The organism is Anianabacter salinae (assembly GCF_019061145.1).
Lineage (GTDB): Bacteria > Pseudomonadota > Alphaproteobacteria > Rhodobacterales > Rhodobacteraceae > Anianibacter > Anianibacter salinarum.
On record NZ_JAHQZS010000006.1, the window covers coordinates 27,172 to 52,065 of the forward strand.

The following is a 24,894-nucleotide window of genomic DNA, read 5'->3' on the forward strand; positions in this document are numbered from 1 at the left end:
TCGACCTGCAGGTGGTTGTATCATCGTAGCGAATGCCCGCGTCGCCCACATTGTGTGGACTCGCCGACGACCAGGTTCTGTGTGCCGAACAACAGTATGATCCAATTGGCGATCCCACGAGGACTCGAACCCCGAACCTGCTGATTAGAAGTCAGCTGCTCTATCCAGTTGAGCTATGGGACCGTTGCGCCTGCTTTAGCGTCGTCGGGGGTATCGGGGCAAGCGCGTCTATCGTCGGCGGGCGGGGCAGCGGTGTTGTCGTTTCGTCCGGGTCGCAGGGGCGGGCCGCCTTGAGCCTCGAACTCGTTCAATCGGCTTTCGTATCCTGTTGCCCTGTCGAACATGAATGAGTATTCATGTCCTATGGACAAGATACCCAAGACCTTGCGCGGCACCGCGCGGCGCGAGCAGCTTTTGAGATCGGCGGAAAAGGTGTTCGGCGAAAAGGGCTTTGCCGCCGCATCCATTGCCGAGATCACCCGCGATGCCGATACCGCCCTCGGCACGTTCTACATCTACTTCACCTCGAAAGAGCAGGTGTTTCGCGAGCTTGTCGTCGAAATGGGGCACCTGACGCGCAGCGTGATGAGCGATGCCGTCACCGGCGCGCCCGACCGGCTGGACGCCGAGCGTCGGGGGCTTCTGGCCTTCCTGCGATTTGTCGCTGACCGCCCGTCGCTGTACCGGATCGTCGAGCAGGCGCGCTTTGTCGATCCGGAAGCCTACCGGGACTATTTCTCAAGCTTCGCCGCCGCCTACCGCGATCAGTTGCGCAAGGCCGAGGCGGCGGGGCAGATCCGCCCGGGCGATGCAGAGGTGCGCGCCTGGGCGCTGATGGGGATCGCAAAGAACCTTGGCGACCGGTTTGTCCTGTGGGAAGAACACGGCGATCTGGAAGCCATCGCCGAGGCTGCCTTCGACATGATCCGCGACGGGCTGTCGCCATGACGGGCGATCTTGTCTCTGCCCTGCAGTCCGGGCGTGGAACCGTGACGCTGGCCCTGACTGCCCCGCGCGCTGCGGCACTTACACCGGAAGTTCTGGATGCCCTGCGCGCCGCGCTGGACACCGCCGAACGCAGTGCGCCCCATACGCTTTTTCTGACAGGTGGGCGCAACTTTTGCTCTGGTGGAGACGTCGCCCGGTTTCTGCAGGCTGCAGACTCGGGCGAGGCCCGCGACTATGCCCGCCGCGTGGTTCCCGCCCTGCAAGAGATCGTGCTGCGGCTCTACCGGATGCCCGCCACCGTCGCGGTGGCGGCGCGCGGTGCGATCACCGGCGGCGGCGCGGGGTTTCTCTTTGCTGCGGATTGCGCGGTTCTGGCGCCGGAGGCCTTCGTGCAGCCCTACTATGGCCGCGTCGGCTTTGCGCCCGATGGGGGCTGGACGGCGCTGTTGCCGGGCAGGATCGGACACGCCCGGGCCGGGGCATGGATCGCTGGCGACCACCGGCACGGGGCAGAATCCCTCAGGCAGATGGGATTGTGCAACGATGTAAGCCCGTCGCCGGAAGCCGCGATTGTGGACCTCCTGGGCAAGACCGGGGCCGACACCCGGATCGCCACCAAGGCACTCTTGCGCGATGACGCGCACTGCGCCGGGATCGAAGCACGGCTGAAAGCAGAGACAGAGGCGTTCCTCGACCGCATCGACCGCCCCGATGTCCGGCGCGGCATGGCTGCCTTCGTCGCCCGCAACCACGAGGCCGCCGATGTTTGACCGTGTGCCCGACATGGCCGCCAAGCGCGCCGAGTTGTCGGGTGATGCCGTGGCGTTCCGCGACAGCCGCACGGGCCGGGACTGGATATTTCGCGACGTCGACGCGGCGGCTAGCGGCGCGGCACGTGTGCTTGCGGACCGAGGGCTGACCGAGGGCGACCGCATCGCCTGCCTGTGCCTGAACAGCGCAGAGTTCTTCATCCTGCTGATGGCCTGCCAGAAGGCGGGGCTGATCCTGTGCCCTCTCAACTGGCGTCAGCCGCCCGCCGAAATGATCGAGACGCTGGGCGCCGTGTCGCCGCGTCTGATCCTGCATGATGACAGCTTTGCCGAGGTCGCCGCCGACGTGGCCCGGGCACTGGGCATCACGGCTGCCTCGCTGGAGGCCGGGTCGGACATCTGGCAGGCGCCAGGGTCCGCGCCTACCCGAATGATCCCGGCGGATCGCCCATGGTATCTGCTGTTCACCTCTGGCACGACCGGGCGGCCCAAGGCGGTGATCCAGACCGCGAGGATGGCCTGGGCCAACACGATCAACATCGGCCAGGCAATCCACCTGACCGCTGCGGATACATCGGTGAATTTCCTGCCGATCTTTCACACCGCCGGCATCAATCTCTACACGCTGCCGGTCTATCTGACCGGGGGCAGGTCGACCGTTCTGCCCAAGTTCGAGGCGGCAGACCTGCTGGCGCTCTTGCGTTCGGGCGAGGTGACGCAGTTCTTCGGCGTGCCCGCGATCTACCAGGCCTTCAGCCTGTCGCCGGACATCGAGACGGTGGACTGGGCCGCGCTTCGTTGCGGCTGCGGCGGCGCGCCGCTGAGCGAGCCGCTGATCCGCTTCTTTGCCGAACGCGGCGCCAAGGTGCTCAACGGCTTCGGCATGACCGAGACGGGGCCAACCGTGTTCCTGATGGATGCGGCCCACGCCGAGGACAAGATCGGCTCGGTCGGGCGGCCGCAGATGCTGACCGAATGCCGGCTGGACGGCGTGCCGGACAGTTCACCCGGCGAAGGCGAGGTTCTGCTGCGCGGCCCCAACATCACGCCGGGGTATTTCGACAATCCCGAGGCGACACAGGCGGCCTTTGCCAAAGACGGTTGGCTGCGAACCGGCGATGTCGGGCGGCGCGATGCCGACGGGTTCCTGTGGATCGTGGACCGGCTCAAGGACATGTACATCTCGGGCGGCGAAAACGTCTATCCCGCAGAGGTGGAGCGTGTGCTGGTCGAGCATCCGGCGGTGCTGGAAGCGGCAGTCGTCGGCGTGCCCGATGCCAAATGGGGAGAGACCGGCGCCGCGTTCCTGCTGCTGCGTCCAGGTCAACAGATCGACCCAGCCGCCTTGCGTGCGTGGTGCCGCGATAGGCTGGCGGCCTACAAGATCCCCGCGACCCTCACCGTGCTCGACGACCTTCCCCGCACCGCCGCGGGCAAGGTCCGCAAACCCGACCTGAAAGCGATGATGACATGACCGAGCTTCGCCAGACATGGCTTCCGACGCAGGACGATTTCGACCGCTTCGCGGACGTGTCGGGTGACGACAACCCGATCCACGTCGATCCCGACTTCTCGGCGCGCACGGCGTTCGGCGGGACGGTGTCGCACGGGATGCTGATCTATACGAAACTCTGGGGAATGATCCGTGCGGCTTACCCCGAGGCGGCTGCGCGGCGCCAGACTATGATGTTCCCCAACCCGGCCTTCACTGGCGAAGAGGTGCGCCTGGAGGTGGACGGTGCGCTGCCCGGCGCCGTCACGATGCGGGCGATCCGCATCGCCGACGAGGCAGAACTGTTCCTTGGCGAAGCAGAGGTGGCGTGATGCGGATCGGCGACAGGGCAGAGCTGCAGCGCAGCTTCACCACGGGCGACCTGACGGCCTACGCGGAACTGGGCGGCGGCCCGCCGGACGGCACGGTACCAGAGCCGCTGATCGCTGCGCTGTTCTCGTATCTCTTGGGCGTCGAATTGCCCGGGCCGGGCACCAACTATCTCAAGCAGGACATCGCCTATCTCGCCCCGGCTCCTTTGGGTGTTCCTCTGACTGCTACGGTCGAAGTTACACGCATCCGGCCGGAAAAGAACATCGTCGATCTTTGGGCGACAGCGCGCCTGCCGGACGGAACGGTGGTTGCCGAAGGCAGATCGCTGGTGAAGTTTGCCGATACCGGCCACGCAGGGTCGGCGGTCTAGCCCGCAGACAACTCGGCGTCGAAGTCGCGGATCAGGGCGGCGAAGGCCTCGGGTTCCTCAAGATGCGGGGAATGTCCTGACCTGTCGAACCGGCAAAGCCGCGCCGCCTGCGCCCCTTCTGCCAGCCAGCGGGCGGTCTCGGCGGGATACACCTTGCTGCGCGCGCCGTGCACCACCCGCCACGGGATACGCACGCCGCACGCGGCACCGCGCAAGTCCATCGCCATCATGTCATCCCAGTAGCACGCCATGCGGGCCGGATCGTTCGACAGGATCTGCGCCAGCGCATCGGCGCGGCTGAACCCGGGCGCGCCTGCCCGGTCCGCGAACATGGTCGTCGCGATCTTCTCGGCGGCGGCGGGCCAGTCGGTATGGATTTCCTCGGTGTTCCGGCGCAGGTGGCTTTCGGTCTGGCCGATCAGCCCAAGCGCCCAGCCATCGGCGTTCACGGGGCGAGGGCTCATGTCGATGGTGACAAGCCCCGCCGCGCCCGTTCCGCCGTGCCGCCCCAGCCAGGCCCAGGACACCGCCGCGCCCATGGACCAGCCGACGATCAGCGTCTCGGGGCCGGTTTGCGCGACCTCGGCCTCAAGCATGTCGATGGCAGCCTCCAGCGAGGCCGCCTGATCCCTCGCGGCGCCATGCCCCGGCAGGTCGGGCGCGCGCACGCCCTGCCCCAGCCGGTCGCAGAGATCGCCGAATACGGACCCGCGCATCGTCCAGCCATGCAGCAGGATGACCGGGCGGTTCAGGGGCGATGCCCTCACCGGCCCGTCCGAAGCCGCCCGACGATGCCAGCCGGAAAGAAATACACACTCAGGATGAACAGCACGCCCAGCCACAGAAGCCAGCGGTCGGGATCGAGAAGCCGCGACAGTAGCGGGATCGCCGCCGTCGCCTCTGCGGCAGAGCCCATCAGGTTCTGCAGGTAGGTCTGCGCCAGCACCATCAGCGTCGCGCCGATCGCGGCGCCCCAGATCGTGCCCATCCCGCCGATCACCACCATCAGAAGGATGTCGAGCATGATCGCGAAGCTCAGCGTCGTGTCGGGGCCGACATAGCGCAGCCACAGCGCGAACAGGCTTCCCGCCAGCGCCGCAACAGCCGCCGAGATGCAGGTTGCGATGATCCGGTAGCGCACGACGCGGTAGCCTATGGCCTCGGCCCGGAAATCATTCTCGCGGATCGCCTGAAGCACCCGTCCGAACGGCGAATTGACGATCCGCAGCAAGGAAAGGAACAGCGCCAGCGAAACGAAGAAGACGACGTAGTAATTCAGGATCTTGCCGGTGATGTTGATGCCACCGAACTCGCCCATCCGGTTCGCCGGGCCAAGCGCACGGGGAATCTGGAAGGTAAAGCCATCCTCGCCGCCGGTGATCTGCGACAGCTGACTGACCAGCACCGCCATCGCAGAGGCAACCGCCAGCGTGATCATGGCAAAGAAGATCGCCCTCACGCGAAGCGAAAACAGCGCGATCACAAGGGCAAAGGCGGCGGCCAGCGCAGCCCCGGCGAGCGAGCCAAAGATCAGCGAACCGAACCCGCGCCCCATGTGCTGCGACGCCAGCCCGACGCCGTAAGCGCCCATGCCAAAGAACATCGCGTGGGCGAAACTGACGACGCCGGTATAGCCCAGCAGAAGGTCATAGCTTGCTGCGAGCAGGATGAAGACGCAGATCCGCGCGGCCGTTTCGAGGGCCCGCACGCCGGGAAACAGGAACGGCGCGAACAGCAGGCCGAAGAAGATCACCAGCAGCAGGGCCGTCAGGAGGCGCGAGCGGGGGCTGTCGCCAGAGATGAGACGCATCAACATGGGATCACTTCGCCTTCACGACGGGCATCATGCCCTGTGGCCGCCACATCAGGATCGCGGTCATCAGGCCAATGTTGGAAATCAGGGCCAGCTTGGGTTCGAGAAAGGCGATGTAGTTCTGCAAGAGGCCGACCATCAGCGCCCCGATGAACGCGCCCTCGACCGAGCCGAGCCCGCCGATAATCACGACGATGAAGACAAGGATCATCATTTCCTCGCCCATGCCGGCGGTGATGACCTCTTGATAAAGGCCCCACATCACCCCGCCAAGACCCGCCAGCGCGGATCCGGCGATGAAGACGCCGACAAAGACAAGGCGCAGCCGATAGCCAAGCGCTTCGACCATCTCGCCGTTCTCGACCCCGGCCCGGACGATCAGGCCGATCCGGGTGCGGCGGAACACCAGGCGCATGGCGACGAACAGGACAAGGCCGATGACGACAGCCAGCAGGCGAAACTTTTCCAGCGCCGCGCCCCAGAAGGTGAACGCGCCTTTCAACATCTCGGGGCGGGCAAAGAAGATCTCGTCCGGCCCCCAGATCACGTGGATCAGCTGTTCGATCACGATCAGGCCGCCCACGGTGACGAGGATTTGCTTGAGATGCGCGCCGTAGACCGGCTTGACGATGACCCGTTCGAACGCCCAGCCCAAAAGGCCCGTCACCGCCATCGCGGCCAGCACCGCCAGTAGCACGACGCCAAGGTTCAACAGAAGCGACGGCGCCTGCGCCCATTCCGCAAGGCCCAAGACCACGCTGATCCCGACGAAGGCCCCGACCGAGATGAAGGCGCCGTGGCCGAAGCTGATGACATCCATCAGGCCGAAGACCAGCGTCAGGCCCGAGGCCATGATGAAGATCATCATGCCCATCGCCAGACCGGACACTGTAAGTGTCAGCCAGCTTGACGGATTGCCGATTGCGACAAAGCCGACCACCAGCAAGATCGGCACCAGCAGCAACGGCATCGCCCGCGCGATCCGGTCGGCAATCGGCACGTCCGCCATCGTCGGGCGGTGATCGGGTGCGTCGGTCATGCCTGCTCCATGCTCAGGCCCATCAGGCGTTCCAGCAGCGCCGCGTCGGTGGCGAGCGTCTGCATCGGCCCGGACCAGATGATCCGCCCGTCGTCCATCACTGCGGCGTGGTCGCCCAGCGCCTTTGCGACGGCGAAGTTCTGTTCCACCAGCAGGATCGACGCGCCCTCGGTCTTGAGGTCACGCAAGGCCCCCGCCATGGTCGACACGATGGCCGGGGCCAGGCCCTTGGTCGGCTCGTCGATCAGGTAAAGGCGGCGTTCCTCGGCCATGGCGCGCGCAATCGACAGCATCTGCTTCTGGCCACCTGACAGCGTACCGGCAGCTGAGCGCCAGAAGGTGCGAAGCGGCGGGAAAGCGGCAAAGATGCGATCCCTCCGCACTGGATCGAGAGGACCGGATACGGCGGCGAGCGTCATGTTCTCTTCCACCGTAAGGTCCGAGAAGATGCCCATGTCCTCGGGCACATAGCCGATCCCGGCCCGGGCGCGGTCTGAGGTTCGCATCGCGGTGATGTCGGCTCCGTCGAACGCGATGCGCCCGGCGCGCGCGGTCCAATGGCCGATGATGGTGCGCAGCGTGGTGGTCTTGCCGACCCCGTTGCGCCCCAGAAGCATCGTCACCGCGCCCCGCGGCACGTCAAGGTCGACGCCGTGCAGGATGTGATACTGGGCGATGTCGGTATGAACGCCCTCGAGCCGCAGAATGGGATCAGACATCGGCCAGTTCCTTGCCCATGTAAGCCTCTTGCACCACGTCCGACGCGATCACCTCGGCGGGATCGCCGTCGGCGACCAGCGCGCCGTTGTGCAGCACGATGATCCGGTCGGCGAGGGTGCGGATCACGTCCATCTTGTGCTCGACCAGCAGGATCGTCCGGTCGGTGTCGGCCTTCAGTTCCGCGATCAGGTCGAGAACCACAGGCGCCTCGTCCGCGCTCATCCCCGCCGTGGGTTCGTCGAACATGTAGACCTTTGGATCGAGCGCGATCAGCATCGCCACCTCCAGCTTGCGCTGGTTGCCGTGGCTGAGTTCGGTGACCGGCTGCTCGGCGATGGCGTGCAGACGCACACGCTCCAGCACCGCCATCGCCTCGTCGGTCAGCGCGGTGTGGCTGCTGGCCATCGAGAACAACGCGCCGCGGACGAGCCGGTGGGCCTGGATCGCAAGGCGCACGTTCTCCAGCACCGACAGCTTGGGAAACAGGTTGGTCAACTGGAACGCCCGGCCAAGCCCGCGGCGGCATCTTTCGGACGGGGAAAGCCGACCGATGTCCTGGCCCAGCAGGTGGACGGACCCCGAACTTGCCGGTATCTGCCCCGAAATCAGGTTGAAATAAGTGGTCTTGCCAGCGCCGTTCGGGCCGACGATCGCCGTCAGTTCACCCGCGCGAAAGGAACAGCTTACAGCGTCAACAGCGACGTGACCGCCGAAGCGAACGGTAAGGTTCGATGTCTGAAGAAGGTCGGTCATCGTTCATCCTCTGGACTCGCGGTCAGAAGGTCGAGGCGTTCTTGCAAGATTCTGAATGCGCAGAGAGCGTGCGGGACACCGGCGGGGCCGACCAAGGCCCCACCGGTGTCACCCGGTTAGTTACGAACCGGGATATCCATGTCCTCGATGCCCAGTTCGCGCACCAGCACGGGGACGCCATAGTCCTTGCCGTCCTGCACTTCGGTGCGGAAGTGGTACATCGACTGCAGCGCCTGGTGATCTTCCGCGCGGAAGCGCATGGTGCCCTTCGGCGTCTCCCATTCCATGCCTTCCATGGCTGAGATCAGCGCCTCGGTGTCGTCTGCACCGCCTACGGCACGGATCGCCTCGACCACGGCGATCCCTGCCGCCATGCCGCCTGCCGTGAAGAAGTCGGGCGGCCCGCCATGACGCGCCATGTGCTGCTCGACAAGCCAGTCGTTCACGTCATTGTCGGGAATCTCGTAGTAGTAATAGGTGGCGCCTTCGAGGCCGGGAAGCTCCTTGTACGCCGTAAGCGCGGCAAGGATGTTGCCGCCGGTTGCGATCTCGACGCCGAACCGCGAGGGGTCCATCGCGTTGATCTTGCCCATCGGGTTACCGCCGCCGGCCCAGATGATGAACAGCTTCTTGTCGCCATCGACGCCTTCCATTGCGTTGAAGATGCGTTCGGCCGCCGCGGTGAAGTCGGTGGTGTCGGTGGGAACGTATTCCTCGTGCACGATCTCGGCCCCGGTGTCACCCAGCGCCTCGCGGAAGGCTGCGACGCCGTCGCGGCCAAAGGCATAGTCCTGCGCCAGGGTGGCGATCTTGACGTTTTCACCGCCCAGCGCGACCGCGTTGGAAATGGCGTCCTGCGACGAATTCCGCCCGGTCCTGAAGATGAAGCGGTTCCATGCCTCGCCGGTGATCGAGTCCGCGACGGCCGGTTCGACGATCAGGATGCGCTCGTATTCCTCGGCCACCGGCAGCATCGCCAGCGCAACGCCCGAGCTGACCGGCCCGACCGCGATCTGCGCGCCATCATCTCCGTAGGCCTCGGCGAGAACGGCGCGGCCCGTCGCGGGATCAAGCTGGGTGTCCTTCTCGATGACGGTGATCGGCTCGCCGTCGATCTCCATCGTGCCGCCGGTCGCGTATTCGAGGCCCAGCATGAGGCCGATGTGGCTTTGCGCGGCATAAGCCTCCAGCGCGCCGGTCTTGCCATAGACATGGGCGATGCGGATTTCCGCATGCGCCGCTGTTCCGCTGACCGCAAGCGCGAGGGCTACGGCCCCCAGACGTTTCAAGGTCGACATACCAGTTCTCCTCCCTGATCACTGTGCCGCACATGAAATATGAATCAGTATTCATGTCAAGATCGAACCGCGTAACGGTGCCGGAGTTGATGGCTATCGCTGGTGGCATTGGGGCCAGACAGGTCGGTCAGTCAGGCTCCAGGAAGAGGCGGAGGTTGCAAGCCTGCATTTGCACGGGGTCGGGAAGCGCCGCTGCAGACAGGGACGCGCCGAAATCCTACCGCCGCTTCCGCTTCACACCGCCGCGCTGGCCGCCGCGACCGCCGGTCGAGCGGCCCTTGGCGCCCACCGCAGCTTCGGAAGCCCGTTCGACCGCCTGTTGACGGGCCAGCGGGTCGTCCGAGATCGCCAGGTCCACCGCTTCCAGTCGCTTGACCTCGTCTCGCAGGCGCGCAGCCTCTTCGAATTCTAGGTTCTCTGCGGCCTTGCGCATATCGGTGCGCAGACCGTCCAGCACAGCTTGCAGGTTCGCGCCCGCCATCGGCTTGTCGATGGTCGCGGTCACCCGGTTCATGTCCACGTCGCCCTTGTAGAGCCCTGCCAGAACATCCTCGACGTTCTTCTTGACGGTGGCAGGGGTGATCCCGTGCTTGAGGTTGTAGGCGACCTGCTTTTCGCGGCGCCGGTCGGTTTCGCGCAAGGCGCGCTCCATCGAGCCGGTCATCCGGTCGGCATAAAGGATCACGCGGCCTTCCGCGTTCCGGGCGGCGCGTCCGATGGTCTGGATCAGCGAGGTTTCGGACCGCAGGAAGCCTTCCTTGTCGGCGTCGAGGATCGCCACCAGTCCGCATTCGGGGATGTCGAGGCCTTCGCGCAAGAGGTTGATGCCGACCAGCACGTCAAAGGCGCCAAGGCGCAGGTCGCGCAGGATCTCGATGCGCTCGATCGTGTCGATGTCCGAATGCATGTAGCGCACGCGAATGCCCTGTTCGTGCAGGTATTCCGTCAGATCCTCGGCCATGCGTTTGGTCAGCACGGTGACAAGCGTGCGGAACCCGCGCGACGCGACAAGGCGGATCTCGTCCAGCAGATCATCGACCTGCATCTCTACGGGCCGGATTTCCACCTGTGGATCGACCAGGCCGGTGGGGCGAATGACCTGCTCGGTAAAGACGCCGCCGGTCTGTTCCATCTCCCACCCGGCGGGGGTGGCTGACACGAACACCGACTGCGGGCGCATCGCGTCCCATTCCTCGAACTTCAGCGGGCGGTTGTCCATGCAGGACGGCAATCGGAAACCGTGCTCGGCCAGCGTCATCTTGCGCCGGAAGTCGCCCTTGTACATCGCGCCGATCTGCGGGACCGAGACGTGGGATTCGTCGGCAAAGACGATCGCATTGTCGGGGATGAACTCGAACAGGGTCGGCGGCGGCTCGCCGGGGGCGCGACCGGTGAGATAGCGCGAGTAGTTCTCGATCCCGTTGCACGATCCCGTCGCTTCCAGCATCTCCAGATCAAAGTTGGTGCGCTGTTCCAGCCGCTGCGCTTCCAGCAGCTTGCCCTCGTTCACCAACTGGTCGAGCCGCGTACGCAGCTCTTTCTTGATGCCGCCCACGGCCTGGTTCAGCGTCGGGCGCGGCGTGACGTAGTGCGAATTGGCATAGATGCGGACCCGCTCGAACGTGTCGGTCTTCTGCCCGGTGAGCGGATCGAACTCGGTGATCGCCTCCATCTCCTCGCCGAAGAACGACAGCCGCCACGCGCGGTCCTCAAGGTGGGCGGGCCACACCTCGAGCACGTCGCCGCGCACCCGGAAACTGCCGCGGGCAAAGGCCTGATCGTTGCGGCGGTATTGCTGCGCCACCAGATCGGCCATGATCTTGCGCTGGTCGTATTCGCGCCCGGTGTGCAGATCGACGGTCATCGCGCCATAGGTCTCGACCGAGCCGATGCCGTAGATGCAGGACACCGAGGCGATGATGATGACATCGTCCCGCTCCAGAAGCGCCCGGGTGGCCGAGTGGCGCATCCGGTCGATCTGTTCGTTGATCTGGCTTTCCTTCTCGATGTAGGTGTCCGACCGCGCGACGTAGGCTTCGGGCTGGTAGTAGTCGTAGTAGCTGACGAAATACTCGACCGCGTTGTCCGGGAAGAACCCCTTGAACTCGCCGTACAGCTGCGCCGCCAGCGTCTTGTTGGGCGCCAGGATGATCGCGGGGCGCTGGGTTTCCTCAATCACCTTCGCCATGGTGTAGGTCTTGCCGGTACCGGTCGCGCCCAGCAGGACCTGGTTGCGCTCGCCCTCCTTCACGCCGGACGCAAGCTCTGCAATCGCGGTGGGCTGGTCACCGGCAGGCTTGAACTCCGTCTGCATGACGAAGCGCTTGCCGCCTTCCAGCTTGTCGCGCGCTTCCACCGGCGGGGCGGGGGCGTGCAAAAGCGGCATCTGGTCGGGGCGATTGTTGTGCATGGGGACAGGTCCTTTGGCTCTGCAACTATGTGAAGGTTTGTTGCCGCGCATCAAGGGCAGGCGTGTCGGCAAGCCATTGCGCTGCCGACAGCGCCCTGTCAGGAGGATGTCGGGAGCAGTGCCGCGGGCACGCGAAATGCAACCTATGGTTACTTTTTTCTTGCACCAATCGCGCAGGCGCGATAGCTCTGGCATGCAAGCAGCAGAACGGCTGTCGGCCGCCCGGGCGAACCCCCCCCCCCACTCTTCGCTCCCCCTTCGGCGGCCGACAGTCGGCCTTGCACCGCCGCACTCGGTTCTGCATAACAAGGCCGGAACCAATAGGGTGACGATCATGGGCGCACGCATCTACAGACCGGCCAAATCCGCGATGTCGTCGGGCACCGCGCGAACGCATCACTGGGTTCTGGAGTTCGTTCACGCCTCAAGCCGTGAGGTCGATCCGCTCATGGGCTGGACAAGCTCCTCGGACACCCAAAGCCAGGTTCGTATCCGCTTTGAGACGAAGGAAGCCGCGCTGGACTACGCCAAGGAGCACGGGATCGACGCCGTCGTTCAGGAACCGCACGCGCGCAAACCTAACATCCGCCCCCGCGGCTACGGCGAGAATTTCGCGACAGAACGCAAGGGCGCCTGGACGCACTAGGGCTGTGTAAATCCGGGCAAAGTTGTCTCGGAATCGGGGCAAGGATTTCGCGAGCAGATTGCAGCTACCTTCGGTGGTAGTGATCTTTGTGCGAACCCCTACATCTAGCTTCAGTTTTGGGCCTGGTTGAACAAGTGGGGAGAGCGGCATGCATGCAGCCCTTTCTGCGCTGTGCGCCTCTCGACTCTTGCGAAGACACGTTGACAGTTTCCGTGACACCGTGCTTCCTCCGCCTATGGAATACTCGCAGCACATAGGCTGGTCTCGCTGACCATTCCGACCCGGGGCACTCATCCCGGTGACACCGCCTTGCTGTTCGAGCCTTTGCCATGCCGCCTTCCGATATCCTCTTTCGCATCAAGGGTGCTCCTCGCGTATCACCTGCGCTGGCCCATGCGGGCTGTGCTGTGCCACGCCGCTGGTTGATAGCCGGATCACACTCGCGCTGAGCGCGCGATCACCCTCTTGATCCAGCACATCCATAGGACCGCGCCAGCCACTGGCTTGGCGGCGCGAAGGACATGTCATGCCGAAACCCTTCAACTTCGCCCCCGGCCTTCGCCGGCCACCCATTCCGACGAACGAGATCGAGAACCGCCTCGGTCGGTTTCTCGCCGACCTCCGGCTTCGAAAAGCCGCCGATGACGACGCAGAAACCATGAGCGACCCGATCCCCCGCCCTGACTTGGACCGCATCGGCCGCCGCGCGCGCAAGCTGCACGAGGCGCAGCGCAAGGCGCAGAAGAACCCCAACCTCAGGAAGGAAGACTGGGAACAGCTGAGCGCCGTCTTCAACGGCATCGCGCTTGACGGTCCCGCGACCGAGCATCGCGCCGACGAGATCGCGGCGGAATTGCTGGAAGTGATGCCTTGGATGCCTCAAGCCAGGCTCTTCTGACAGTGCCCCGGGCGATTATTCAACCACGGTCATGTTGGCCGCCCGGCTGGGACTCTGGTCTGAAGGTTCCTCTTGTCACTGCCCAAATCCGGCAGAGGATGCGACCCTCTGCGCCGCTCTTGCGACAATAGGCCAAAGCCATGAACGACCGCGGGATCGCTGCTTGAACGTTTCAGCGGGTCCCTATCTGGTCACGACGATCTTGCCACCGGCGGCCCCGCCGTCCAGCAGATGATGCGCTTCCCGGATGTCCTCAACCATGAACACCCTGGCCAGACTGCTCGGAACAACACCGCCTGCAATTCCGTTGGCGATCGCATTCAGCGGTGCATCCTTGAGCGGTAGCGCGTCGGAACCCAGCATCTGGCTGTTGAAGAAACTGATCTTCACGGTGTTGGGGATGTCCATCATCAGGTTGAAGTTGTTGAGGATCGGCGGCCCTCCCAGCAGTCCGACGACCACGACCTCGCCCCAGGGCGTCACGCAACGTGCCGTGTCGAGAAGCGTCGCCGCGCCGACAATCTCGATGGCGCAATCCACCCCTTCCGGTCGAAGCGAAAGCACGGCATCGCGGACCTGCCCGGGGTCCACAACGACATGATCGGCCCCGAAGGCTTTCAACCGCTCGGCGCCTTCGGCCCGGCGCGATGTAGCAATAACGGTAGAGCCCTGCATCTTTGCATAGGCGACCGCCGCCAGACCAAGGCTGGACGTGGCACCACGCACCAGAAGCCATTGACCCTTGGTGATCCGCAGACTTTTTTCCAGCGCGCCCCAGACCGTCAGATACGCTTCTGGCAGCGCGGCGAGTTCGGTCCAATCCAACGCGCTATCGATGGGGATCACGTTGCCTGCGTTGACGGTTATGAATTCGGCATAGCCGCCGTGCCGCGCGGTCATCATGCCGCCCATGGCCGTCGCCACCCTTTGACCTGGCGACAGACGACCGCTTGGATCTTCGACGATCTCACCGACCGCCTCGTATCCCAGGGCCAACTCCGGGCTGAAGATCCCGTAGTTGCCGGCGCGGTAGTAACTCTCGGCCTTGTTCAGCCCGAATGCATGGACCCTGATCTTAACTTCTCCGTTCTGGGCCTGGGGTTCGACCGTCTCGACACTCTCGAGGACCTCCGGGCCGCCAGGTTTGCTTGCGATGATGGCACGCATGATTTCTCCTCTTCTAACTGCGGGCGTCACGCTGTGCGCATCGAATGTGCCAGCGGGATTGTGTTATTTGCTGCTCAGGGTTCGATGCCCTGATGCTTCATCGCGGCGACGACTCCCGGGTCCGCGGTGATAATCCCGTAAAACCGAACGGCGTTGGCATAGGCGGCGAAGTCGACCCCGTCGATGTTCCTGGCCCACCGCAGCATCGGCACGGCATAGGCGTCCACCGCCGTCTTTGCGCCGCCGACGAAGGTCTCCCGCCCCGCAAGATGCGCGTCGATCTTCGCCAAACCGCTCTGCACCAGCTTGATGCCCGCGTCCTTGATCGCCGGATATTGCTCTTGCGTCGCGCCAGAGATGTACATCATCGGCACGAAATAGGGCCAAAAGCTGGGGTGGAAGTCTCCGGTGAAGAACGAAAGCCATACGGCGACCTCGTCGCGCGTGATTGGATCGTCGGCGCCAAGAAGGTCGCCGCGTCCTGCGTGCAGGGCGATGTGCTGCATGATCGCAGCCGCTTGCGTCAGCCCGCGACCGTCGGAGGTGCGGAAGGCGGGGACCGCACCGCTGGGGTTGATCGCGAGCAGCGCGGGATCGTTCCGTTCGGCTCGCTTGGCGACATGCTCTGTTCCAACCCAGTGGAGAAGGATATGGGGGGCCAGCGCGCAGGCGCCCGGCCGATAGTAAAGCGTTGGTATGCCAGTCTCATCCTGGCTATTGCTCTCGGAAGGCATCTCTTTCTCTCTTTCTATGGTGGTGCTGACAGGCCGCCGATCGGCTCATGCGCCGGGGCTATGGAGTTCGATGACGTTTCCGTCCGGGTCCCGGACGAAGATGAAACTTGTCCCGCCTGGCAGGTTGACCGGACCGCCAGAAAGCGGAAGGCCCCGTTCCTCAAGCGCGTCCTGCACGGCGTTCAGGTCGCCCACCTCAAGCGCCATGTGCGTGTATCCGGTGTGCTTTTCCGGCACGTCCATCAGGATATTGTTTTCGGACGCGTTCGACGCGTTGAGGATGAGGTTGATGTTCAGCCCCGAGCGGTGAGCCATGATCGCGGCCGGCTCGGGGCCGAAAGGACCGGCAATAAAGCGGAACCCGAGTTTCTCGTAGAAGGCGCGGGCTGTCTCGAGACTCCGCACCCGAATGCCGACATGGTGAACTCCCTTGATCTCGCGCATGGTCGCTCCTTGCGATTCAGTCCCCGCCAAGGGGTTTCGGGTTGCGCCGTGCCTGCGCAGAGTCTGGCGCGGTTCGAAAGGCGGTGCCTATTGGGCCATTGCGTCCTTGACGAAGTTCACCCGCGCCCAGTCGGCGAACGACGTCGGCGGCACCGTCGCGACTTCACGCGCCAGCGCGATCTTTTCGTCCGCGTCAGGCCCGAAGTAGGAGTGCGCCTCGAAGTAGTTCATCATCCTTCGCAGCTCGGGGGCTTGCGGAAAGAAGGTGTCGAACACTTCGCCGGGGACAGACTGGAAGCGCACATTGTGTCCCTGGTCCCGGAGGGTCTTGACGATGTCGTTCCAACTGAGCCGATCGCCCGAAAGCGCGAGGTGCTGTCCGGTGCCGACCCGGTCAGGATTGGCAAAGGCACCTGCGACCAGAGTGCCCAGTTCGCTTATGTCGCCCGCATGAATGACACGCGCGTCCGGGGCCATCGGCATGACCCAGCCCTTGCTGCCATCCCCCTGCGGCTGGGCCGCCATCTGTCCGGTAAGGTTCTGGAAGTAGAACGGCGGCTCGACAAAAGTGTATGCGGGGAACCCTGCCGCGCTCACCAACTCATCCACATGCGCTTTCTGTGTGAAATGCGGAACATCAAACGCATTACCTGAAATCGCCGCGACATTCGGCAGGGTCGACCAGATGAAGTGCTGGGCACCAGCCGCGCGAGCGGCTTCCACAGCCGCGCGTCCCTGCGCAGGCTCGTCGACGCCCGGCCCTTCCCAGAAGTTGGTGACCACGAAGGCGCCATGGGCACCGGCAAAGGCCGACCCGAGGGTCTCGGGGCGGGTCAGGTCAGCGCTGATGACCTCGTCGGCACCCAGTCCTGCAAGTCGCGCCGCATCGCGGCTGACGGCGCGAACACGGAACTTGCCCTGCGTCTTGAGGGCGCGAACGACGCCGCCTCCCTGCTGTCCGCTGGCGCCGAATACGACGATGGTCTTCATGTCTTGTCCCTTGGTTGACTTGTCCATGACAAAAAATATGCGCCTGCCATTATCTTGGAACAAGTTCTCCTGTAGGACATGACTTGTCTCGAAAATGGTACAAATGCTCAAAGCCGATAACCTGACCGAATTCGCAGCCGTCGTCGACGCCGGGAGCATTTCCGAGGCGGCGCGCGCGCTTGATGTGGGCCGCACCAGCCTGAGCCGAAGGCTGTCGCATCTTGAATCCCGCCTTGGCGTGCGGCTGCTGCACCGCGAGACGAGGCGCCTCACGCTTACACCGGCAGGGGAGGAACTTTATCGGCGTGCGCAGCGGGTGGTCGTGGACGTGGACGCGGCCTGGGAGAGCGTGCGCAAGATGGACACCATCCCCCGTGGCCCACTGCGAGTCTCGGTTCCGGACGCCCGGCTGGCGGCGGCGGACCTTTTCGTCACGTTCGCCGAGGACTTCCCCGAAGTGCGGCTCGAGGTCACCATGACCTATCGGCATGTGGATCTCATCGGCGAGGGGATCGACGTGGCCATCCGCTTTGGAACCGTCGCCAACGAGTCGCTCGTCACGCGCAAACTCTCGACAACGACATCGCTGTTGGTGGCGTCGCCCGCGTACCTCCTGCGCCGCGGCATTCCGTCGACGCCAAGGCAGCTTGCGGATCAAGACTGCATCGTAGGCTTCGCCGGAGAGCGGACGCCCGCTCTGACCTGGCCGCTTCTATCAGGCGGAAGCATTCGCATTCCCGCGCGCTTTTGCGCGGAAGATATCGGTCTGCGCATTGCCGCCGCTGAGCGTGGCCTTGGCATTGCTCTTGTGCCACGCGCGTTGATCGCCGAGCAGATCAACGCGGGTCAGTTGCGGCCCGTGCTCGAGGATGAGGTAGGGGCCGAGACGCCGATGAATCTCGTCTTTGTCGACCGCACCCTGATGCCACCTGCCATGCGGGTATTCATTGACCGGGCGGTTAGGTTCTTTTCCAAACGGGTCGAAACGGCCAGACCCCCTAATTCCTTTGAAGTGGTCGAGCCAAAATAGGAGATGACTAAGATCTGAACCAGTATGACGGTCTGAGTGCAAGCAACACCCAAACCTAAGGCTGCTAATCATTATGCCCGCTTCGGGGCTAGCTCTAACTCAAAGCATCCAATGCCAGATGAATAAGGCCATGCTTTGGCGCGTTGGCTGGCCAGACTGCAAAGACATCAATAGCGCGCAACAAAGACATCAATAGCGCGCAACAAAGACATCAATAGCGCGCAACGTCCAGTCGGGCAGAACGTATCTCATTGATCCAGCTTCAACGTCTTCAATGGCCAGAAAATCCGGAACTATTGCAAGCCCCGCGCCCGCACGGGCCAACCGATAGAGTGCTTGGGCATCGTTTGCAAAGATGTGCGCTGCGGGTTTGATGGTTGCTTGAGTGACGCCAGTCTTGCTGAATTCCAAGGGGACATTCTGGGCAGGTGTCAATGCCAGCCATTCCCAACCGACAAGGTCCTTGGGATCTTCGGGACCCGTTCGCGATGAGAGGTATTCAGCGGACGCGACCAACTTGCGCTCGACCGAAAACAGTTTGCGGGAGGTCGCAGTATTCTTCGCCTTCGGCCCCATTCTGATCGCAATATCGAAGCCGTCATCGATCAGCGCACGCCGAGTGTCCGAGAAATCCAGAAACAGTTTGATCCGAGGGTATGACTTGGAAAACGACGCGATCTGCTCTGTGAAATGCGACTGTGACAGGACGGATGGAATAGTCACGCGAAGCTCGCCGCTTGGCGCAGTTGCGGAGACCGACAGATCAGCCAACTCGCCTTCGACGGCCTCCAGCATCTTGTGCGCTGCAGCCAGAAGCCTGTGGCCCTCGCGCGTCAGCGTCAGCTTTCGGGTCGAGCGATAGATCAGCGCAACGCCAAGGCTCTCCTCAAGCTGCGAGATATGGTGACTGACCACCGAGGGCGACAGCCGCAGCTCCCGCGCAGCCCCGCGGAATGATCCATGGTCAATCGTCTTTGCGAAGATTGCCATTTGGCGCAGCCGGTCGATCATTCGTCAAGATATCCGAACAGTGAAATCTAGCTATTCTAGCTTATGCTGCTATCTGGATTTGTCCATCTTGGTGGGAGGAGGCCGGCACCCCCGCGCGGCACCGTCATTGACCGACCAGGAGAAACATCCATGAACGCGTTCCGAGCAACTCTTGCAGCAACTGCACTTGGGCTGACAGCCATCGCAACCAGCGCAGCCGCAGACGACATGGCCACCGTGCAAACCTTCTACGATCTGCTCAGCAACCCCGGCTCGGAAACGCATGTCGCAGCATTCCTTGGCGCGACGTCCGAGACCTGGGAAAGCGTTGGCGACTACTCCGGCGAGACCGAGGGCCGCGACGGCTTTGTCGGCCAGATGGGGTTCTTCAGCCAGCTCATCCCTGATCTCGACTGGTCCGTTCAGGCGATGCATCAGGACGGTGATTTCGTGACCGTGCGCAGCCGCGCGACGGGAACGCCGACAGGCCCGTTCTTTGGTGTCGATGGCGAAGGCCGGAGCTTTGATATCCTGACGATCGATGTCCACGAGCTGGACGACGGTGTGATTGTCCGCACCTATCACGTCGAAGACTGGGCCAGCGCCTTGCGGCAGCTGTCCGGCCGGTAATCGTCCACCAGGATTGGAGAATCCCTATGGATAGACGACAGCTTCTTGCGGCATCCGCTGCCGCAGCAACCGGGATCGCCCTTGCGGCGCCCGCAACAGCGCAGACAACCGGCGACGAAGCCCAAGCTTCGCTCGATGCGGTCATGGCCTTCATGGGGGCCATGGGGGGCGGTGACATGGATGCCATAGGCGCGCTTATGGCCGACGACATGGTTTGGCAAAACGAAGGCGACCCTGACCTGCCATGGATCGGCACATGGGAAGGCAAGGAGACGATCTTTGGCTTCCTTGCCACGTTCTCGCAGAATGTTCAGGTTACCCTTTGGGGAAACCAGGATGCTTTTGCCTCAGGTAACACCGTGGCCGTATTCGGTCGGATGAAATTGCGGCTGACGGCCTCTGGCGCGGAAACCGACGCGTTCACCTTTGCTCTGCGCGCCAAGGTGCGCGACGGCCAGGTCGTGCTCTGGAACTGGTTCGAGGACAGCTTTGCCGTGAGCCGGGCGTTTCACGCGACTTGACCCAGTCAAACAACGCTGCGGCCGGGACAAGAAGGATATCCAGATGCCTAAACTCCCAAACCTGATCTTGATCTCGGCCGCAGTATCACTGCTCAGCGCAACAGCGCCCGCCTCCGCTCAGAACGTCACTTTCCCGATGCGGGATGGCGCTCGTCCGGATACGACGAACGGCGTGCCGCACATGCAGATCGACGTGTCGCCGGTTCCTGAGCTGTCGGAAGAATTGCAACGTCAAGTCGCTGAACTTCCCGGCGTCGTTCTTGGGGCGACCCGCGTATCGCTTCCCGGTGCGGTCGGGTTTCAATTGACGGGCGACGTCCAGATCGCACAGCCGCAGGCCATCGTCGGCGGGCGCGAGTTTGCGCACCTTCATCCTGACGGCAGCCTACATGCCTCGCTGCACCCCGACACAGCCCGTGCCGCCATAGACGCCGGTTGGGCAGTGGCGCATCCTTGGGCCGATCAACGCGCGGGTTGGGAAGGGTTCGTGATGATCTACACACCGCTCAACGAAGCTGAATTGGAGGTGGTGCTGCAACTGGTGCGTGGGTCGTACACCTACATCACTGGCGAGGCCTTGCCTGAAACGTAGCGATAGCAGCCATTCGCATGCCACGCAGCATCGGTATGGCGGGCTCATAGCCGACCTGCGGCGGCGCAGCATAGTCCGGCTTCTGGCGCAGGCATAAGCGACGGACACGGCCCACTCCTGTCATTCGCCAGTGAAGCCCTTGCCGCAGTGCAACTTCGCCAGACTGGCCGTTCGTGCATCTCGCAGCATTCTGTCGGCCTAAACGTGGGTCAGCCGGACAGAGCCGCCGTTCAGGCATCTCAAGGCGGCTGGTCCAGAGAGGCGACGGAAAGCGTCACACGGGCACGGAACCCGCCGCGATCCAGGTTCGAAAGGCTCAGGCCACCGCCGATCTGTTGCAGAAGAGCCTTTGCGATGGCGAGGCCGAGACCCGCGCCGCCGGTGTCGCGTGACCGCGATCCCTCGATCCGGGTGAACGGATTGCTCATCTCCGCGATGAAGTCGGCCGGGACGCCCGGCCCCTCGTCGACGACATCGATGGCGACGGTTTCGGCGCTGACATAGGAAACAGCGACGGACGCCGCCCCGGCATAACGAAGCGCATTGTCCACAAGGTTGTTGAGCACGCGTGTCAACTCGGGTGCTGCAATATCGGCGGTGATCGCGGTCGACGGCACCTCGGCGCGGACGGCGTCGCCCACGTCCGCGCGACGGGCCACGAATTCGGCAAGCCACGCCGTCAGATCGACCCGGGTGAAGTTAAGTGTCCTGTGGGCCGCTTCGCCGAACAACAGCGTGTCGTCGATCAGCCGAGACATATCCTCGATATCCTTCGAGATCTTTTCCCGCTGCACCGGGTCCTCGATGAACTCGTTCCGCATTCTCAGTCGGGTCAGGTAGGTCCGCAGGTCGTGCGCGATGGCGGCGAGCGTCGTGGTCTGCTCTGTCATCGCGCGCGCAATCCGGATCCCGGCGAGATTGAGGGCCGAGGCCAATTCACGCACCGGCTTTGGGCCGGTTTCCGGCAGAGGTTCGAGACGGGCGGCGTTGTTCGCACTCTCCACGAAGGTCCGCGACGCACGGGCCAGGTGTTCGAGCGGGCGGGCATAGGACAGGCTTGCCCAGGCCATCAGCCCGATCAGGACGACGCTCAGGATCCCGACAGCAAGGGTCACACTGTATGAGCCGACGAGGCGGCGATACTCTTCGCCGCTGGACACAATAAGGCCTGTCCCGTCGGCCAGCCGCATCACGATGATGATGTCGTCGGAAAGCGTTGCGCGGCTCAGGAAGTTCGTGCGAACCCCGCCCCGCTTGTAGACGCTGAACGGCCTCTCGCCCAAGACGGCCTGATACATGGAGATCAGCGGGACGAAGACCGGTGCGGGGTTCTCGACCGGAGGTGTGTCGTCGAACCGCTCACTTAGCGAGAACTGCAACACCGGTGAGTTGAGGGCCGCCAGCGCGACCGGCCGGGCCTCGTCGTCGAGTTTGTCCATCAGGCGGGCGGCGGCGGCGGCCTGACGGACCATCGGCAGCCCCGCAAGGCTGTTATCGAAGTCAGGGGCCGACCAGCCCATCGCGATTGCCAAGGAGATATTGACCAACGCGAGCGCGAAGATCGTCAGAACGAGCGTCCGCAGGCCGAGCCTGCTCACCGCGCTCAGGATCGCGGTCAATGGTCGAGGTGTGCGCAGACCGGAGTTCATGTCATTCTCCCGCGCCGCTCACCCGCGCGACGTCAGCGGAAAACAGATAGCCTTCGTTGCGGATCGTCGTGATGAGGTTCTCGCCGCCATGCGCCGACAGCTTCCTGCGCAATCGTGAAAGCTGGACATCAATGGCACGGTCGAAGGCGTCAGTGTCACGCCCCCGGGTCAGGTCGAGAAGCTGGTCGCGTGTCAGAACGCGCCGCGGGCGGCGGGCAAACTCGGTCAAGAGCGCGAACTCCCCCGAGGATAGCGGCGTTTGCGTGCCGGACGGAGCGGCAAGACGGCGGCCATCGACGTCAAGGACCCATCCCTCGAACGACAAGACCTCGCGCGGTTCGTTATCGGGCGACTGCGTGGAAGACATCGGTGGAGCGACGTCCGCCATTCCAAGCGCCCGCCGCCTGAGAATGGCGCGGATGCGCGCAACAAGCTCTCGCGGATTGAAGGGTTTCGCAAGGTAGTCGTCGGCGCCGATCTCAAGCCCGATGATGCGGTCAATGTCCTCCCCTTTCGCCGACAGCACCAGCACGGGCAGGCGCGGCGCGATCCGCCGGCAGATCGACAGACCGTCTTCGCCCGGCATCATCAGGTCGAGCACCACGAGATCGGGCGCGAAAGCGGCCTGGCCTTCGTCGAAAGACCGCCCGTCTATGAAGCCGCGCGGTGCGAACCCCTCGCGTTCGAGATAAGCAACGACCAGATCCCGGATTTCATGGTCGTCCTCGACGACAGCGATGCGGAGAAGTGTTTCCGCGGCGGAAGGCGTGGGTTCGGGCATCGATCGGGACCTGGACTTGTATGCCTTGATGCGGGCCGGCTTGCCGCTGGCGCATGCTACCGGCGCAGAGTGTAGCACTTTTTTTGCCCGGGCATTTCAGGCTGCAACATACTGCAACAAAAAACCGCGATTTCCGCAGTATTTGAGACGCACCGGACATCCGGGTGAAAAAGGCCCCTGCAATCTTTCTCCTCGTTCAGGGAACGCACGCCAGTCGGCGCTGCCGTTCCAGCCTAAGAAGGAGAGAAGACATGCAATCCCGCAATCAAACCACCCGCCGCGCATCTGTGGCGAAACCCGCGTTCGCCGTCTTGGTCAGCGCCCTGGCCGCAACCCTCCTCATGCCCGTTTCGGCAGAAGCGCAGGGGTTCGGCTTTCGCGCTGGGGCCGCGTCCGGCCAGAACGGCGCCATCGCAGGCTCGCGCGGCGTGATTTCCAATGGTCAGGGTGGCGGCGCCATCGGGCGCAATTTTGTGATCGGCGATGGCCAGGGCAACGGTGCCGCGCGCTCCGGCGGGTGCGCCGCGAACGTCAACGCCGCCGGGTGCAGCGGCCGGGTGGCGACCTGGGGATCGGATGGCACCTTCAGTGGCGCGGCCGCCACCGAGATCACCAGCGAGAACGGCTTCTTCAGTGGCAATCGCAGCCTCGACCGCGATGCGGACGGGACCTGGAGCGGCACCAGTGAAGTGGACGCGTCCGGCCTGAATGGCAGCTACAGCGGAAACGCAAGCCTGGACGACGGCACCTATTCTCGCGACGCGACGTATTCGGGGACCGAAGGACAATCGGCGACCGTCGAAGGCGCATACGAGCTTGGCTCGGGCGGTTCGCGGTCCGTGACCTGCATCGATGCCAGCGGGGCCGTGGTGAACTGCCCGTGATCCGGCAGACGCGGGAAACAACGATCCATTCAGAAAGGAAGTCGAACATGAACCTCCCAACCATCGGGCACCTTGCCCTTGCCGCCGCAGTCGTCCTGTCCGTGACCGGGGCGCATGCACAAAGCCCGTCGGACGCTGAACGTCAGCTGATGGTCGAGAACCTTGTCCAGGCCGACGCCAATTCCGACGGTGTGCTTACCCGTCAAGAGTTCGAGACGCTCATCAATCTCAACGCCGCCGACAATCTGGGACGTGCCGCGATGATCGTTCGGACCGGCAGCTACGGCAGGGCATTCGGGCGCATCGACGCCAATGGCGACGGCGTCGCGACCCAGTCTGAAATGCAGGCCCTGATGCAGCAGCAGGGCTAGGCGGAACACCCGGATGCGGCGCGACCAACCCCGTCCGTCCCGGCGTCTTGCGACGCAGGGACCGGGCAAGCCAAACGCGCCGTGGTCGGCGTTCGCAATACGATGACCCGCAGGCGGAGCCCGATCCTGTCCACCCAAAGTGCCGAACCCGGCGCTCGGGCGGATCGCCGCCTGCACGTGGGCTTGCACTCATCAGGAACAGAAAAGGAGAAGCCGATGGAAACACAAGGAAAAACGCTGGCCATGGCCGGGGCGGTGATTGCCCTTCAGGTCGTGGATGCAGGCCTGCACATCGCGATCAACGAAGTGGAGACGTTGCGGATCCTGTCGAACGCGGTGCTTGTGATCGGGGTCAGTCTGGGCGTGTTCCTCACCCGGTCTTCGCGCACGGCTCTTTGGGCGGGGGCAATCGGCTACGTCGTCCTGAACCTAGTCTTCGTCGCCCTGTTCGGGCTTGAGAACCCGGTCACCGGGGTAAATCGCGCGCCGCTCTTCGCATTCATGGCGCTCAGTCTCTGGCTGTCCTACCGCCTCGGGCGCTTGCACGCGAAGGCAGGGGCCGCCGCCCCCGTCTAGGGCCTTGGCACCACGACGCCCCGAGTCTCGAGCGTGGCGGCGTGG

Annotated in this window: 28 protein-coding genes and 1 tRNA gene; 14 read left to right on the forward strand and 15 right to left on the reverse strand. The window is 63.9% G+C overall.

The window, feature by feature from the left end; translation table 11 throughout:
- Positions 1-106 precede the first annotated feature (106 nt).
- Positions 107-183 (reverse strand) — tRNA-Arg (locus KTJ87_RS15490).
- A gap of 180 nt (positions 184-363) precedes the next feature.
- On the opposite strand from KTJ87_RS15490, the gene KTJ87_RS15495 reads away from it, so the two are divergent.
- From KTJ87_RS15495 to KTJ87_RS15515, 5 genes are read left to right on the forward strand one after another with little or no spacing between them, the layout of a single operon-like run.
- Positions 364-948 carry a TetR/AcrR family transcriptional regulator gene (locus KTJ87_RS15495; protein WP_267140056.1) on the forward strand — a complete coding sequence of 195 codons (585 nt, stop codon included), beginning with the start codon at positions 364-366 and terminating at the stop codon, positions 946-948.
- Positions 945-1,718, forward strand: coding sequence for an enoyl-CoA hydratase/isomerase family protein (locus KTJ87_RS15500; protein WP_267140057.1), 774 nt, complete (start codon positions 945-947; stop codon positions 1,716-1,718). The genes KTJ87_RS15495 and KTJ87_RS15500 overlap by 4 nt, the downstream gene beginning before the upstream one ends.
- Positions 1,711-3,192, forward strand: coding sequence for an AMP-binding protein (locus KTJ87_RS15505; RefSeq protein WP_267140058.1), 1,482 nt, complete (start codon positions 1,711-1,713; stop codon positions 3,190-3,192). Before KTJ87_RS15500 ends, KTJ87_RS15505 begins: the two co-directional genes overlap by 8 nt.
- On the forward strand, positions 3,189-3,542 hold the full coding sequence (locus KTJ87_RS15510; protein WP_267140059.1) for a MaoC/PaaZ C-terminal domain-containing protein: 354 nt from the start codon (positions 3,189-3,191) through the stop codon (positions 3,540-3,542). The genes KTJ87_RS15505 and KTJ87_RS15510 overlap by 4 nt, the downstream gene beginning before the upstream one ends.
- Positions 3,542-3,913, forward strand: a complete 372-nt coding sequence (locus KTJ87_RS15515) for a hotdog family protein (protein WP_267140239.1) — start codon at positions 3,542-3,544, stop codon at positions 3,911-3,913. The genes KTJ87_RS15510 and KTJ87_RS15515 overlap by 1 nt, the downstream gene beginning before the upstream one ends.
- Here KTJ87_RS15515 and KTJ87_RS15520 read toward each other — a convergent pair.
- The 7 genes from KTJ87_RS15520 to uvrB all read right to left on the reverse strand — a co-directional run bounded on the left by KTJ87_RS15520 (position 3,910) and on the right by uvrB (position 11,946).
- Entirely contained in the window at positions 3,910-4,680 is a 771-nt protein-coding gene (locus KTJ87_RS15520) for an alpha/beta fold hydrolase (protein ID WP_267140060.1), read from the reverse strand. The two genes, KTJ87_RS15515 and KTJ87_RS15520, sit on opposite strands and share 4 nt — an antisense overlap.
- Positions 4,677-5,729: a branched-chain amino acid ABC transporter permease gene (locus KTJ87_RS15525; RefSeq protein ID WP_267140061.1), complete on the reverse strand. Its 1,053-nt coding sequence runs from the start codon at positions 5,727-5,729 to the stop codon at positions 4,677-4,679. The genes KTJ87_RS15520 and KTJ87_RS15525 overlap by 4 nt, the downstream gene beginning before the upstream one ends.
- A gap of 4 nt (positions 5,730-5,733) precedes the next feature.
- The gene (locus KTJ87_RS15530; RefSeq protein WP_267140062.1) at positions 5,734-6,765 is read right to left on the reverse strand and encodes a branched-chain amino acid ABC transporter permease; all 1,032 of its coding nucleotides are present in this window, start codon (positions 6,763-6,765) and stop codon (positions 5,734-5,736) included.
- Positions 6,762-7,484: an ABC transporter ATP-binding protein gene (locus tag KTJ87_RS15535; protein WP_267140063.1), complete on the reverse strand. Its 723-nt coding sequence runs from the start codon at positions 7,482-7,484 to the stop codon at positions 6,762-6,764. The genes KTJ87_RS15530 and KTJ87_RS15535 overlap by 4 nt, the downstream gene beginning before the upstream one ends.
- Positions 7,477-8,238, reverse strand: a complete 762-nt coding sequence (locus KTJ87_RS15540) for an ABC transporter ATP-binding protein (RefSeq protein ID WP_267140064.1) — start codon at positions 8,236-8,238, stop codon at positions 7,477-7,479. Before KTJ87_RS15540 ends, KTJ87_RS15535 begins: the two co-directional genes overlap by 8 nt.
- 116 nt (positions 8,239-8,354) lie before the next feature.
- On the reverse strand, positions 8,355-9,536 hold the full coding sequence (locus KTJ87_RS15545; protein WP_267140065.1) for a substrate-binding domain-containing protein: 1,182 nt from the start codon (positions 9,534-9,536) through the stop codon (positions 8,355-8,357).
- 217 nt (positions 9,537-9,753) lie between these two features.
- The gene (gene uvrB / locus KTJ87_RS15550; RefSeq protein ID WP_323371851.1) at positions 9,754-11,946 is read right to left on the reverse strand and encodes an excinuclease ABC subunit UvrB; all 2,193 of its coding nucleotides are present in this window, start codon (positions 11,944-11,946) and stop codon (positions 9,754-9,756) included.
- 334 nt (positions 11,947-12,280) lie between these two features.
- Here uvrB and KTJ87_RS15555 point away from each other — a divergent pair, with 334 nt between their 5' ends.
- Both KTJ87_RS15555 and KTJ87_RS15560 read left to right on the forward strand, forming a co-directional pair.
- A complete protein-coding gene (locus KTJ87_RS15555) occupies positions 12,281-12,592 on the forward strand; it encodes an ETC complex I subunit (RefSeq protein WP_267140066.1) in 312 nt (103 codons plus the stop codon).
- Positions 12,593-13,118: 526 nt separating this feature from the next.
- A complete protein-coding gene (locus KTJ87_RS15560; RefSeq protein ID WP_267140067.1) occupies positions 13,119-13,490 on the forward strand; it encodes a hypothetical protein in 372 nt (123 codons plus the stop codon).
- A gap of 183 nt (positions 13,491-13,673) precedes the next feature.
- Here KTJ87_RS15560 and KTJ87_RS15565 read toward each other — a convergent pair whose 3' ends face one another.
- The 4 genes from KTJ87_RS15565 to KTJ87_RS15580 all read right to left on the reverse strand — a co-directional run bounded on the left by KTJ87_RS15565 (position 13,674) and on the right by KTJ87_RS15580 (position 16,825).
- A complete protein-coding gene (locus KTJ87_RS15565) occupies positions 13,674-14,657 on the reverse strand; it encodes a zinc-binding dehydrogenase (protein ID WP_267140068.1) in 984 nt (327 codons plus the stop codon).
- 74 nt (positions 14,658-14,731) lie between these two features.
- Positions 14,732-15,391 carry a glutathione S-transferase family protein gene (locus KTJ87_RS15570; RefSeq protein ID WP_267140069.1) on the reverse strand — a complete coding sequence of 220 codons (660 nt, stop codon included), beginning with the start codon at positions 15,389-15,391 and terminating at the stop codon, positions 14,732-14,734.
- 45 nt (positions 15,392-15,436) lie between these two features.
- Entirely contained in the window at positions 15,437-15,835 is a 399-nt protein-coding gene (locus tag KTJ87_RS15575; protein WP_267140070.1) for a VOC family protein, read from the reverse strand.
- 87 nt (positions 15,836-15,922) lie between these two features.
- Positions 15,923-16,825 (reverse strand): NmrA/HSCARG family protein, encoded by a 903-nt coding sequence (locus tag KTJ87_RS15580; RefSeq protein WP_267140071.1) that lies wholly within the window; start codon positions 16,823-16,825, stop codon positions 15,923-15,925.
- A 103-nt stretch (positions 16,826-16,928) separates the two neighbouring features.
- Here KTJ87_RS15580 and KTJ87_RS15585 point away from each other — a divergent pair, with 103 nt between their 5' ends.
- On the forward strand, positions 16,929-17,855 hold the full coding sequence (locus tag KTJ87_RS15585; RefSeq protein WP_267140072.1) for a LysR family transcriptional regulator: 927 nt from the start codon (positions 16,929-16,931) through the stop codon (positions 17,853-17,855).
- Positions 17,856-18,044: 189 nt separating this feature from the next.
- On the opposite strand, the gene KTJ87_RS15590 is transcribed toward KTJ87_RS15585, so the two are convergent.
- Positions 18,045-18,866 (reverse strand): LysR family transcriptional regulator, encoded by an 822-nt coding sequence (locus KTJ87_RS15590; protein WP_267140073.1) that lies wholly within the window; start codon positions 18,864-18,866, stop codon positions 18,045-18,047.
- Positions 18,867-18,995: 129 nt separating this feature from the next.
- Here KTJ87_RS15590 and KTJ87_RS15595 point away from each other — a divergent pair, with 129 nt between their 5' ends.
- From KTJ87_RS15595 to KTJ87_RS15605, 3 genes are read left to right on the forward strand one after another with little or no spacing between them, the layout of a single operon-like run.
- Positions 18,996-19,475, forward strand: coding sequence for an ester cyclase (locus tag KTJ87_RS15595; protein WP_267140074.1), 480 nt, complete (start codon positions 18,996-18,998; stop codon positions 19,473-19,475).
- A gap of 26 nt (positions 19,476-19,501) precedes the next feature.
- On the forward strand, positions 19,502-19,996 hold the full coding sequence (locus KTJ87_RS15600) for a nuclear transport factor 2 family protein (RefSeq protein ID WP_267140075.1): 495 nt from the start codon (positions 19,502-19,504) through the stop codon (positions 19,994-19,996).
- A 43-nt stretch (positions 19,997-20,039) separates the two neighbouring features.
- Positions 20,040-20,588, forward strand: coding sequence for a luciferase domain-containing protein (locus tag KTJ87_RS15605; RefSeq protein ID WP_267140076.1), 549 nt, complete (start codon positions 20,040-20,042; stop codon positions 20,586-20,588).
- Between the two features lie 239 nt (positions 20,589-20,827).
- Here the strand turns inward: KTJ87_RS15605 and KTJ87_RS15610 are convergent, their stop codons facing one another.
- Together KTJ87_RS15610 and KTJ87_RS15615 are read right to left on the reverse strand one after the other, a co-directional pair.
- On the reverse strand, positions 20,828-22,207 hold the full coding sequence (locus KTJ87_RS15610) for an ATP-binding protein (protein ID WP_267140077.1): 1,380 nt from the start codon (positions 22,205-22,207) through the stop codon (positions 20,828-20,830).
- A 31-nt stretch (positions 22,208-22,238) separates the two neighbouring features.
- Positions 22,239-23,018 (reverse strand): response regulator, encoded by a 780-nt coding sequence (locus tag KTJ87_RS15615; RefSeq protein WP_267140078.1) that lies wholly within the window; start codon positions 23,016-23,018, stop codon positions 22,239-22,241.
- A 251-nt stretch (positions 23,019-23,269) separates the two neighbouring features.
- Between KTJ87_RS15615 and KTJ87_RS15620 the strand changes: the two genes are divergently transcribed.
- From KTJ87_RS15620 to KTJ87_RS15630, 3 genes are all read left to right on the forward strand, one after another.
- Positions 23,270-23,902 (forward strand): hypothetical protein, encoded by a 633-nt coding sequence (locus KTJ87_RS15620; RefSeq protein ID WP_267140079.1) that lies wholly within the window; start codon positions 23,270-23,272, stop codon positions 23,900-23,902.
- Between the two features lie 47 nt (positions 23,903-23,949).
- Complete coding sequence (locus tag KTJ87_RS15625) at positions 23,950-24,273, forward strand: EF-hand domain-containing protein (RefSeq protein ID WP_267140080.1); 324 nt, start codon at positions 23,950-23,952, stop codon at positions 24,271-24,273.
- A gap of 216 nt (positions 24,274-24,489) precedes the next feature.
- Complete coding sequence (locus KTJ87_RS15630; protein ID WP_267140081.1) at positions 24,490-24,849, forward strand: hypothetical protein; 360 nt, start codon at positions 24,490-24,492, stop codon at positions 24,847-24,849.
- Positions 24,850-24,894 lie beyond the last annotated feature (45 nt).